4 protein-coding genes, 2 tRNA genes and 3 rRNA genes (1 of these 9 only partly in view) are annotated in these 11,788 nt (G+C 57.4%); 6 read left to right on the top strand and 3 right to left on the bottom strand.

The window, feature by feature from the left end; translation table 11 throughout:
* The 6 genes from OH720_RS23410 to mrdA form a co-directional block, all read left to right on the top strand.
* Positions 1–266 (top strand): 16S ribosomal RNA (locus OH720_RS23410); it begins 1,271 nt to the left of the window's first position.
* A gap of 81 nt (positions 267–347) precedes the next feature.
* Positions 348–424 (top strand) — tRNA-Ile (locus OH720_RS23405).
* A gap of 29 nt (positions 425–453) precedes the next feature.
* Positions 454–529 (top strand) — tRNA-Ala (locus OH720_RS23400).
* 247 nt (positions 530–776) lie between these two features.
* A 23S ribosomal RNA gene (locus OH720_RS23395) occupies positions 777–3,668 on the top strand.
* Positions 3,669–3,823: 155 nt separating this feature from the next.
* A 5S ribosomal RNA gene (rrf, locus tag OH720_RS23390) occupies positions 3,824–3,939 on the top strand.
* The 16S, 23S and 5S rRNA genes sit together here with 2 tRNA genes alongside, the layout of an rRNA operon.
* A gap of 189 nt (positions 3,940–4,128) precedes the next feature.
* The gene (gene mrdA / locus OH720_RS23385) at positions 4,129–6,021 is read left to right on the top strand and encodes a penicillin-binding protein 2 (protein WP_272603085.1); all 1,893 of its coding nucleotides are present in this window, start codon (positions 4,129–4,131) and stop codon (positions 6,019–6,021) included.
* A 72-nt stretch (positions 6,022–6,093) separates the two neighbouring features.
* Here the strand turns inward: mrdA and sorB are convergent, their stop codons facing one another.
* The 3 genes from sorB to OH720_RS23370 all read right to left on the bottom strand — a co-directional run bounded on the left by sorB (position 6,094) and on the right by OH720_RS23370 (position 11,501).
* Entirely contained in the window at positions 6,094–6,741 is a 648-nt protein-coding gene (sorB, locus tag OH720_RS23380) for a SorB family sulfite dehydrogenase c-type cytochrome subunit (RefSeq protein WP_272603084.1), read from the bottom strand.
* A 10-nt stretch (positions 6,742–6,751) separates the two neighbouring features.
* On the bottom strand, positions 6,752–7,993 hold the full coding sequence (gene sorA / locus OH720_RS23375; protein ID WP_272603083.1) for a SorA family sulfite dehydrogenase catalytic subunit: 1,242 nt from the start codon (positions 7,991–7,993) through the stop codon (positions 6,752–6,754).
* Between the two features lie 391 nt (positions 7,994–8,384).
* A complete protein-coding gene (locus OH720_RS23370) occupies positions 8,385–11,501 on the bottom strand; it encodes an Ig-like domain-containing protein (RefSeq protein ID WP_442967223.1) in 3,117 nt (1,038 codons plus the stop codon).
* Positions 11,502–11,788 lie beyond the last annotated feature (287 nt).

Genomic DNA, 11,788 nt, shown 5'->3' with positions numbered 1-11,788 from the left:
CTAATCCCATAAAACCGATCGTAGTCCGGATCGCAGTCTGCAACTCGACTGCGTGAAGTCGGAATCGCTAGTAATCGCGAATCAGAATGTCGCGGTGAATACGTTCCCGGGCCTTGTACACACCGCCCGTCACACCATGGGAGTGGGTTGCACCAGAAGTAGCTAGTCTAACCTTCGGGGGGACGGTTACCACGGTGTGATTCATGACTGGGGTGAAGTCGTAACAAGGTAGCCGTAGGGGAACCTGCGGCTGGATCACCTCCTTAATCGACGACTCAGCTGCTTCATGAGCTCCCACACGAATTGCTTGATTCATTGAAGAAGACGAAAAGAAGCAGCCCGAAATTGGGTCTGTAGCTCAGTTGGTTAGAGCGCACCCCTGATAAGGGTGAGGTCGGCAGTTCGAATCTGCCCAGACCCACCAATTTTGTGTGGGAACACCTGTAGAGATACGGGGCCATAGCTCAGCTGGGAGAGCGCCTGCCTTGCACGCAGGAGGTCAACGGTTCGATCCCGTTTGGCTCCACCACTACTGCTTCTGATTGTATAAAGCTTAGAAATGAGCATTCCATCGGTTCGATGGTGAATGTTGATTTCTAGTCTTTGACTAGTTCGTTCTTTAAAAATTTGGGTATGTGATAGAAAGATAGACTGAACGTTACTTTCACTGGTAACGGATCAGGCTAAGGTAAAATTTGTGAGTTCTCTTAGTTGAGAAATTCGAATTTTCGACGAATGTCGTCTTCATAGTATAACCAGATTGCTTGGGGTTATATGGTCAAGTGAAGAAGCGCATACGGTGGATGCCTTGGCAGTCAGAGGCGATGAAAGACGTGGTAGCCTGCGAAAAGCTTCGGGGAGTCGGCAAACAGACTTTGATCCGGAGATGTCTGAATGGGGGAACCCAGCCATCATAAGATGGTTATCTTGTACTGAATACATAGGTGCAAGAGGCGAACCAGGGGAACTGAAACATCTAAGTACCCTGAGGAAAAGAAATCAACCGAGATTCCCTTAGTAGTGGCGAGCGAACGGGGACTAGCCCTTAAGTGGCTTTGAGATTAGCGGAACGCTCTGGAAAGTGCGGCCATAGTGGGTGATAGCCCTGTACGCGAAAATCTCTTAGTCATGAAATCGAGTAGGACGGAGCACGAGAAACTTTGTCTGAATATGGGGGGACCATCCTCCAAGGCTAAATACTACTGACTGACCGATAGTGAACTAGTACCGTGAGGGAAAGGCGAAAAGAACCCCGGAGAGGGGAGTGAAATAGATCCTGAAACCGTATGCGTACAAGCAGTGGGAGCCCACTTTGTTGGGTGACTGCGTACCTTTTGTATAATGGGTCAGCGACTTATTTTCAGTGGCGAGCTTAACCGAATAGGGGAGGCGTAGCGAAAGCGAGTCTTAATAGGGCGTCTAGTCGCTGGGAATAGACCCGAAACCGGGCGATCTATCCATGGGCAGGTTGAAGGTTAGGTAACACTGACTGGAGGACCGAACCGACTACCGTTGAAAAGTTAGCGGATGACCTGTGGATCGGAGTGAAAGGCTAATCAAGCTCGGAGATAGCTGGTTCTCCTCGAAAGCTATTTAGGTAGCGCCTCATGTATCACTGTAGGGGGTAGAGCACTGTTTCGGCTAGGGGGTCATCCCGACTTACCAAACCGATGCAAACTCCGAATACCTACAAGTGCCGAGCATGGGAGACACACGGCGGGTGCTAACGTCCGTCGTGAAAAGGGAAACAACCCAGACCGTCAGCTAAGGTCCCAAAGTTATGGTTAAGTGGGAAACGATGTGGGAAGGCTTAGACAGCTAGGAGGTTGGCTTAGAAGCAGCCACCCTTTAAAGAAAGCGTAATAGCTCACTAGTCGAGTCGGCCTGCGCGGAAGATGTAACGGGGCTCAAACCATACACCGAAGCTACGGGTATCACTTAGGTGATGCGGTAGAGGAGCGTTCTGTAAGCCTGTGAAGGTGAGTTGAGAAGCTTGCTGGAGGTATCAGAAGTGCGAATGCTGACATGAGTAACGACAATGGGTGTGAAAAACACCCACGCCGAAAGACCAAGGTTTCCTGCGCAACGTTAATCGACGCAGGGTTAGTCGGTCCCTAAGGCGAGGCTGAAAAGCGTAGTCGATGGAAAACAGGTTAATATTCCTGTACTTCTGGTTATTGCGATGGAGGGACGGAGAAGGCTAGGCCAGCTTGGCGTTGGTTGTCCAAGTTTAAGGTGGTAGGCTGGAATCTTAGGTAAATCCGGGATTCTAAGGCCGAGAGCTGATGACGAGTTACCTTTTAGGTGACGAAGTGGTTGATGCCATGCTTCCAAGAAAAGCTTCTAAGCTTCAGGTAACCAGGAACCGTACCCCAAACCGACACAGGTGGTTGGGTAGAGAATACCAAGGCGCTTGAGAGAACTCGGGTGAAGGAACTAGGCAAAATGGCACCGTAACTTCGGGAGAAGGTGCGCCGGTGAGGGTGAAGCACTTGCTGCGTAAGCCCACGCCGGTCGAAGATACCAGGCCGCTGCGACTGTTTATTAAAAACACAGCACTCTGCAAACACGAAAGTGGACGTATAGGGTGTGACGCCTGCCCGGTGCCGGAAGGTTAATTGATGGGGTTAGCTAACGCGAAGCTCTTGATCGAAGCCCCGGTAAACGGCGGCCGTAACTATAACGGTCCTAAGGTAGCGAAATTCCTTGTCGGGTAAGTTCCGACCTGCACGAATGGCGTAACGATGGCGGCGCTGTCTCCACCCGAGACTCAGTGAAATTGAAATCGCTGTGAAGATGCAGTGTATCCGCGGCTAGACGGAAAGACCCCGTGAACCTTTACTATAGCTTTGCACTGGACTTTGAATTTGCTTGTGTAGGATAGGTGGGAGGCTTTGAAGCGTGGACGCCAGTTCGCGTGGAGCCATCCTTGAAATACCACCCTGGCAACTTTGAGGTTCTAACTCAGGTCCGTTATCCGGATCGAGGACAGTGTATGGTGGGTAGTTTGACTGGGGCGGTCTCCTCCTAAAGAGTAACGGAGGAGTACGAAGGTGCGCTCAGACCGGTCGGAAATCGGTCGTAGAGTATAAAGGCAAAAGCGCGCTTGACTGCGAGACAGACACGTCGAGCAGGTACGAAAGTAGGTCTTAGTGATCCGGTGGTTCTGTATGGAAGGGCCATCGCTCAACGGATAAAAGGTACTCCGGGGATAACAGGCTGATACCGCCCAAGAGTTCATATCGACGGCGGTGTTTGGCACCTCGATGTCGGCTCATCACATCCTGGGGCTGAAGCCGGTCCCAAGGGTATGGCTGTTCGCCATTTAAAGTGGTACGCGAGCTGGGTTTAGAACGTCGTGAGACAGTTCGGTCCCTATCTGCCGTGGACGTTTGAGATTTGAGAGGGGCTGCTCCTAGTACGAGAGGACCGGAGTGGACGAACCTCTGGTGTTCCGGTTGTCACGCCAGTGGCATTGCCGGGTAGCTATGTTCGGAATAGATAACCGCTGAAAGCATCTAAGCGGGAAACTAGCCTCAAGATGAGATCTCACTGGGACCTTGAGTCCCCTGAAGGGCCGTCGAAGACTACGACGTTGATAGGTTGGGTGTGTAAGCGCTGTGAGGCGTTGAGCTAACCAATACTAATTGCCCGTGAGGCTTGACCATATAACACCCAAGCAATTTGACTACTCGAAAGAGCATCAGATTGCGGTGTGTGAAGACGAAACGAACCGAAAGTTCGAATCTCACAAAACACCGATCTATCACATACCCAATTTGCTGAAGCGAGGCCCTCTGGTCACGACTCAGTACCCGAATTTCTTGACGACCATAGAGCGTTGGAACCACCTGATCCCATCCCGAACTCAGAAGTGAAACGATGCATCGCCGATGGTAGTGTGGGGTTTCCCCATGTGAGAGTAGGTCATCGTCAAGATTAAATTCCAAAACCCCTATCTGCGCATGCAGGTAGGGGTTTTGTTTTTGTCCGCAGGAAAAGCCGGCCGACGCAAACTTAAAGAAAATGACACGAAGGTGATTCAGCCGTTTTGGTATGGTGCAGCTCGTTTTTAACGGACCGTTTCAAATCCAGGGATCGGTGTATTTTCAAAGAGTTGCCACAGAAATGCCCCAGCCGATTCCGATCAAAGACCACGAAAAAGAGACCCGCCTGGTCAACAAGCGACTGATGGCCTGCGCTTTGTTCGTAGGCGCCATTACTTGTGCACTGGTGGTGCGCCTGTACGTCCTGCAGGTGGTGGAATTCGACTATCACTCCACGATTTCCGAAAACAATCGTGTACACGTGCTGCCGATCACGCCGACCCGAGGCTTGATCTATGACCGCAATGGCGTGGTCCTGGCGGACAACCGGCCCAGCTACAACCTGACGATCACTCGCGAACGCGCCTCCGATGTCAATCAAGAGCTGGACGAAGTGGTGAGCCTGTTGCATCTGCCGGCTGAAGACCGCACGGTGTTCGACAAGGCGATGAAACAGGCGCGGCATCCGTTCGTGCCGGTGACATTGTTCTATGAACTGAGCGAGGAGCAGATCGCGATACTGGCGGTCAACGAGTTCCGCTTGCCGGGCATCGATGTCGAGCCGCAGTTCGTGCGCCATTATCCGTTGGGCGAACACTTCGCTCATTCAGTTGGCTATGTCGGACGGATCAACGAGAAAGAGTCCAAGGTGCTGGATACAGTGGAGTATCGAGGCACCCAGTCCATCGGCAAGACCGGGATCGAAAAATTCTACGAGTCGCAACTGCACGGCCATGTGGGTTACGAGGAAGTCGAAACCAATGCCCAGGGCCGCGTGCTGCGCGTACTCAAGCACACTGATCCGGTGCCCGGTGAAAACATCGTCCTGAGCCTGGACGTCAAGCTGCAGGAGGCCGCCGAGCATGCCCTGGGCGATCGTCGCGGTTCAGTGGTCGCGCTTGATCCGTCGACCGGTGAAGTGCTGGCCATGGTCAGCAACCCGAGTTTCGATCCCAACCTGTTCGTCACCGGAATCAGCTCCAGGGAATATTCGACGCTACGCGATTCCATTGACCGACCGCTGTTCAACCGTGTGCTGCGCGGGCTCTACGCGCCGGGCTCGACCATCAAGCCGGAAGTCGCGATTGCCGGGCTCGACGCGGGCATCGTCACGCCGCAGACCCGGGTCTTCGATCCGGGCTATTACCAGCTCCCGGATTTTGATCACAAGTACCGCAACTGGAACCACAGCGGTGACGGTTGGGTGGACATGGACGCGGCGATCATGCGTTCCAACGACACCTACTTCTACGACCTCGCGCACAAGCTGGGCATCGATCGGCTGCATGACTACATGGCAATGTTCGGTCTAGGGGAAAAGGTCTCGCTGGACATGTTCGAAGAGTCCGCCGGGTTGATGCCCTCCCAAGCCTGGAAGCGCGCAACGCGTCGTCAGCCATGGTTCCCTGGGGAAACCGTGATCCTGGGCATCGGTCAAGGTTACATGCAGGTCACGCCGCTGCAACTGGCCCAGGCCACGGCGCTGATTGCCAACAAGGGCGTGTGGAATCGACCGCACCTGGCCAGGACCGTGGACGGCGTCGCGCCGGTGGACGAGCATCCGATGCCCAACATCCTGCTCAAGGACCCGCGCGACTGGGAGCAGGTCAACCACGGTATGCAGATGGTCATGCACGATGCCCGCGGGATCGCCCGGGCCGCGGCAGCGGGGGCGCAGTACCGTATCGCCGGCAAGAGCGGCACCGCGCAAGTGGTGGCGATCAAGCAGGGCGAGCGTTACAACCGCGAGAAAACCCGCGAGCGCAACCGCGACAATGCCTTGTTTGTTGGTTTCGCCCCGGCCGAACATCCGCAGATCGTGATTTCGGTGATGATCGAAAACGGCGAGGCCGGTGGCCGTGTCGCCGGTCCCGTGGTGCGGCAGATCATGGACGCCTGGCTACTCGATCAGGACGGCCATCTCAAGCCGCAATACGCAGTGCCGGGCAAGGCACCGGGCGATCCTCACGTCTGAATCCGCGAGGCTTCACAGCACGGGGCCTGTGCAGGCATGCAGGGCCAGGCCCTGCATGAACAAGTGAATCCATCACTGGTGAAGGATGAATGTCGCCAGGCTGCGCAAATCATCCGGACTTAACTGCGCGAAAGGCGGCATCGGGATATCCCCCCATTTGCCGCTACCGCCGTGCGCAATACTGGACGTAACCTTGGCTAGGGCCTGCGGGTCATTGGCGTACTTGGCAGCCACATCGTGATAGGCCGGGCCGACGACCTTGTGATTGATCGCGTGGCAGGACAGGCAAGCGTTGTTCTGCAGCAGGGCCGTGGCGTCGGCTTTTGCCACAGGTGCTGCCGTGGATTGGTTTACCGACGGATACGAGGCGGCCTGCACATCGGCATCGCTCGCCCGGGCACTGCCGTAGGTCGCCGCCAGGTAGGCGCCGATGATGGTCACGTCCTGATCGCTGATCGGAGCGCCGTATACGTGCTGCATCTTGCCCGCTTCTGCCGTCCACTGCGCCAGGCTCATGCCCGGAGGCTGGAAGCTGATGTAGTCGGCTGAATGGCAGATGGAACATTTCTGTTGGGCCAATGGGTAGCCAGGCAGCGCACTGGGTTTGAACGCAGCTGTTTCGGGCGGCAGGGTGATCGACAGAGGCGCTGCGCTGGCCATCCCAGCCAGGCAAAATTGCGTCGCGCACAGCAAGCGGGTCATGAATTTGATGGGTTTCATGGGGCTCTCCTCAGGCGACGGTCACGTGGCTGGTTTCGACGACGTGGCGCCTGTAACCGGCAGGGTTCCAGTCGGCTTGCAGCGGTTGTGTCTCGCCCGCGCTGTTAGTGGCTCGAACCATCAACTGTGTGGCGCCCTTGTGGGTAAAGGTGATCGCCAGCGTCCACTCGCGGAAGGAGAATCGACCAAGGTCCTGCCCTAGCGTGGCTTCACGCCAGAGCTTTCCACCGTCGATGGAGATTTCCACCTTGGTGATCCCCGCACCGCCATCGAACGCGATGCCGTTGAGCACCACGCTTTTTTTCAACGGCAACACATCACCCGTTTTAACGCTGGTAATGAAGCTGCGTACCGGCAACTTGGAAATCGGTCGGGTTTTTGCCAGCGTGGTGCCGGGGGCGATGCAGAAACAATCGTTATCCGGCAGGCGGTAACCTTTAGCCATGAAGAAACCGTCGTACTCATGGTCGACTACTTCGATCTCGCTCAAGTGCTTGACCCAGTACGTGCCGAAATAGCCGGGCACCACCAGGCGTATCGGGTAACCGTTGAGAAAGGGCAGGTCGGTGCCGTTCATCGACCAGGCGATCATGGGCTCACCGTCCATGGCATGGCTGATGTCCAGGGCCTTGATGAACTCCGGGGTACTCGGCAGCACGGGCTTGTCGAGGCCGCGAAATGTCACTTGCCTGGCGTTGGCTTTCACCCCGGCCTTTTCCAATACGGCCTTGAGCGGTACCCCCAGCCAGCGTGCATTGCCCATCGAGCCATTGCCCAGCTGTGCGCCGAACACCCGTGGCATCGAGAAACCACGACTGTTCCCCGAGCATTGATTGACAGCTACTACTTCTACCGGCTCGGCCAGAGATTTAAGCTCTGCGAGGGACAGTGACAACGCGGCGTCGACCGCACCCTTGACCTTCAGCCGGTAGCTGTCCGGGTCGATGCTGGTCGGGAAATTCGCCAGGTGGTAACGCACGAAAAAGGCGTCATTGGGGGTGATCGGCCCTTCGTTGAAAACAGTGAAGGGCGTTTCCAGATGCGGTGGGCGAGTGGTCACCAGGGTCAACGGCCGTTTTTGCGGGTATTGCACCAGCGGCCGTGGGCCCGCCGCAAAGGTCACTTCTTCGGCGGTTTCGTCGGCTGCCCTGGCCATGCTGGCCAAGGGCGAGGCGGCCAAAGCCAGGATGAAGGCATCGCGTAGAACGCGTCGTCGGGTTGGCTTGCTGTTATCGACAAAACTGAACTTCATTCTGCGCTCTCCCTGATTGTTTTTTTTTGATGCAACCGATAGCCCTCATCAGGGCGCAAAAGCATCGGTCTAGACGTGTCGCGTCACTGTTTGATGAGCAAACCAGTATCGTCACACGCAGGTTGTCTGCTTCTCATTGGGCGTCAGGGAGTTAGCAATCGATGACAGGGGCGGGCCATGCGAGGGGGGAGCGGTGGGGCGGCAGGTGATTCGCGCCGCGATTCGTGGGCGTTTAGTGGCGCGGTGAATCATTCGATCATCGATTTCGTACGGTGATCGGACGATTCTCAGGGGCGACCGACTGCAGGGTAGATACCACCACCTTCCCGAACGCCGGTTGGATGACCACCGTCGGCCGCGGGCCGGCGACGGTGGTCGTTACTGACATTCGTCAGCGTGTTGCCGGTTTCGAGACCGCCACCGTCACCGTCGCCTGAGCCGACTCCGCGCCCTTGGTATCCTTGGCTTGGTAGGTAAAGGTCGCGGAGAACGGCGCGGCGATTGTGGCCGGTGGTGTGTAGACCACACGCAGGCCGTCAGTGCTGACCGAGCCTTTGCCGGAGTCCGGTTGCGCAAGACCCACCACTTTAAGCGGCACGTTACCGTCAGGGTCGGTGTCGTTGGCCAGGACTTGTATGATCAGCGCCTGGCCGTTGTTGCTGACGGCGCTGTCGGCTTTGGCGATCGGTTTCTGGTTCTGGCCTTCGTTGTCGTCATCTCTGGCGCCGGTGCGGAAGGTCGGCAGCGCCGCAGAGTTCACGTAGGTGACGCCGTCCCAGCCGGGCAGGGGCGTTGGCATCAACTGGAATTGGCCAGGCTTCTCGATATCCCAGCGCAGCAACATTGAGGTGTCCTCGTGCTGGGTGTTGTGGCAGTGCTCCATGTAGGTCCCGGCGAATTCGCGGAAGCGGATGGCTATTTCCACGTCCGTCGAACTGTCGATGCCTTCGCCGATGCGATACACGTCCTTGCGCGCCCACTTTTCCCATTCCGGTGGTGCCTTGCCGTCGCGGTTGAGGACAATGCCTTCTTCGAAATGTACGTGCACGGGGTGGTTCCAGCCGTTGCCGCCGTTCCTGATTTTCCACACTTCCAGGGTGCCATCGCCGCTGTAGCCGCCATCGGTCGGGCCGTTGGCCAGTTGCGGGGCGGCGCTGAGCCGGCGTGGGTCCATGCTGTAGCCGAAGCCGCCATCAGTCTTGATGGTCCACGGTTCTTCGTCGGTGCCGTCGGAGCGGCCGAAAATGAACTCGCGATGCCGCGCCACGTTGAGCTTGGCAAGGTCTGTGGGGTTATCGCGATCAAGGGTCAGCGGGATCATTTTCTTGCCCGCCGGCTTGCCCGGTTTGGCCGGTTCATACTCGGCCGGGTTCATGCTCACGTCCTGGCCGGAATAAGGCTGCACGACCATTTGCATGAACTTGCCCACCACCGGGTCGCCCATGTCCCATTCCAGCCCTTTGCTGCCCAGCTTGAGCACCGCCTTGTACTTCCCGGACAGTACGTCTGCCAGGCTCAGCGGTACGCTCTCCGGACCCTTGCCGTTCTGGTGCTCCATCAGGTTGACGAAGTACAGCTTGTCACCCGTCTTGATCCCGTTTTTCGCGAAGTTGACGATGATGTCGAAACGCTCGGCGATGCCCTGGGTCGGCAGGATGGCGTTATGGTCCTGTGTATCGCCGTCGCCATCGAGGTCCATGCTGCCGTCGAACGGCACGGCGTGTTCCATGAGGTTGCCGTCGTTGGCGATCAGGTGGAACGGCACGCGGGTATAAGACAGGCCGGAACCTGCAGGCCCTGGGAATTCGCCACCGGTGCCGGCGATTTCACGCACCAGGGCGAAACGGAAGTAGCGCGACACCGAGCCATTGAGAATGCGGAAACGATAGCTGCGCGCACGCACTTTCAGGCGCGGCTGGTACTGCCAGTTGACCAGGATCTGATCACCGAGGAAGCCATCGGTGTTGAACGGGTTAAACCACAGTTGACCGTTCTTGTCCCAGGCCTTGTCGGCCACCATCAGGTTGACGTCATAGTCGCGGTTGCCCCAAGGCAGCGCCGAACCGCTGGGCAGGCGCAGGTTGACGCCGTCTTGCAGCGCTTCGTTGCCACGGTCCAGGGCGCTGTAGTAGTTCATCATCACCGCGTTGCCCTTGTAGACGTTCTGTGCGGTGAAATCGAGCATGTGGTCGTGGAACCAGTGGGTGCTCATGGTTTCGCGCCAGTCGCCACGGATCTTGATGGAGCCGTTGTTGCAGGTCTTGAGGCCGGGGCTGGCGTCGTTGACGTACAGCGTCTCCCCCGGTGCGCAAGGGAATGCCGCGCGCGGATCTTCAGCCTTGGTGTTGATGGTGTCGTAGCCGGCCAGTTGCAGCGGCCAGCGATAGTCGTAGTACTGCCCCGGAAAGAAAAACGCATTGGTGTAGCCGTCGCTTTCGGCCGGGGTGTGACCGTTGTGTTCGTGGGTACTGAGGGTGTGAAGACCGAAACCCATGTTGGCCGCCGGGTCGATCGGCAGGGCGTTGTAGTGACGCATCAGCACCGGTTGGCCGTAACGCACCATCAGCAGTTTGGCCGGAAAAGTGCCATCGAAGGTCCATAGCGCCTTGTGGTTCTGAATCGGCATGTTGGGGTGAAAACGGGTGTCGATGCCTTTGGTCGTGCCCGTCGTGGTCGGGATGTCCGAGGTCTGGTAGTAGAGCCCGCCAGGCCCGAACTCACCGACGGCGTAGTTGTGCAATTGTCGGCGGTCGCGCATGCCGGTGTTGATCCGCGCGCCGACTTGCACGGTCTTGAAGGCGGCCTGCGGGTAGAACTCGTTCCAGCGTTGATGCGACCAACCCTTTCCCGGTGGCCGCCCCTCGGCCGGCGAACCTACCGGATGGCGGTTGAGGAAGGCTTCGATCTGCGATTTCCACGGGTTGCGGTCCAGCACGTTGGAGTACTGCGACGGAAACGGGTAAAGCCCGGGCTGGCGCATAAAGGCTTCCAGCGCCGCCTTCGACGGGCCGCTGCGAGCGATGCTGTCAGGGTCCTGGGCCGGCGCCGGGCCGGCAAGGGGGACCGGGAATTTCAGCGGCGGCGGGGGCAGCGTCGGGTCGAGTTTTTCCGTGCCGAATTCTTCGAACAATAGCAATTGCTGGGTGTAGGGCTGGGCGCCGAACAGCGGGCTGGGCTTGCCGTTGGTGGGGATCTTGAACGATGTCTGCAGGCTTGGCGGCAGCACGTTCTCGGCGCGTGGGGTGTTGCGGTCGCCATACACGCCGTTGGGCAGGGCAATCGCGCCCTGGTTGGCCGACGGCATGGTTTTCAAGGCTTCCAGCGCGGCCGCCGCGGCCAGCGGGTCGGCTGGAGGATTGGTATACGCCGACGGGTCCGTCGGGGGTGGCTGGCTGACATCGTCGAGCGGCGCGGCATCGGCGGTGGCCAGGGTCAGGAGCATCGCGCAGGGCAGGCTGGACCTGCGCAGCAAGTCAATGGAATTGCAGGGTGGTGTCGCACGTTTCATTTTTCTCCCCTCGCGTGATGCCCCGCCGTCTCCAAGTCCGGGACGATAGTTGTGCGGGTAAAAGCGGTGGAGCAACTAACGAGCCACTACCGCAGGGAGAAATAAAAGTTCAATTTAATTAACGGGTTGTTCTGAGTGTTAAAAATGGCAGAAATGGTAGTGGGGGATATTCCTCAAATGTGGTGATAAATTCCCGATAAAGTGGGTGTAAATCCCCAGTTATGGTGATAGCAAAAGCGCTTTTTTACCGCGCTTTTTTGTTAGGACTCCCGTCCCATAAGGAGATA

Source organism: Pseudomonas sp. WJP1, assembly GCF_028471945.1.
Lineage (GTDB): Bacteria > Pseudomonadota > Gammaproteobacteria > Pseudomonadales > Pseudomonadaceae > Aquipseudomonas.
This window is presented reverse-complemented; position numbering and strand designations above follow the sequence as displayed.

What these genes read in the sequence shown, in the direction of transcription:
- mrdA (WP_272603085.1), top strand. Translation starts at nt 4,129, where the DNA reads ATGCCCCAGCCGATTCCGATCAAAGACCACGAAAAAGAGACCCGCCTG.
- sorB (WP_272603084.1), bottom strand. Translation starts at nt 6,741, where the DNA reads ATGAAACCCATCAAATTCATGACCCGCTTGCTGTGCGCGACGCAATTT.
- sorA (WP_272603083.1), bottom strand. Translation starts at nt 7,993, where the DNA reads ATGAAGTTCAGTTTTGTCGATAACAGCAAGCCAACCCGACGACGCGTT.
- OH720_RS23370 (WP_442967223.1), bottom strand. Translation starts at nt 11,501, where the DNA reads ATGAAACGTGCGACACCACCCTGCAATTCCATTGACTTGCTGCGCAGG.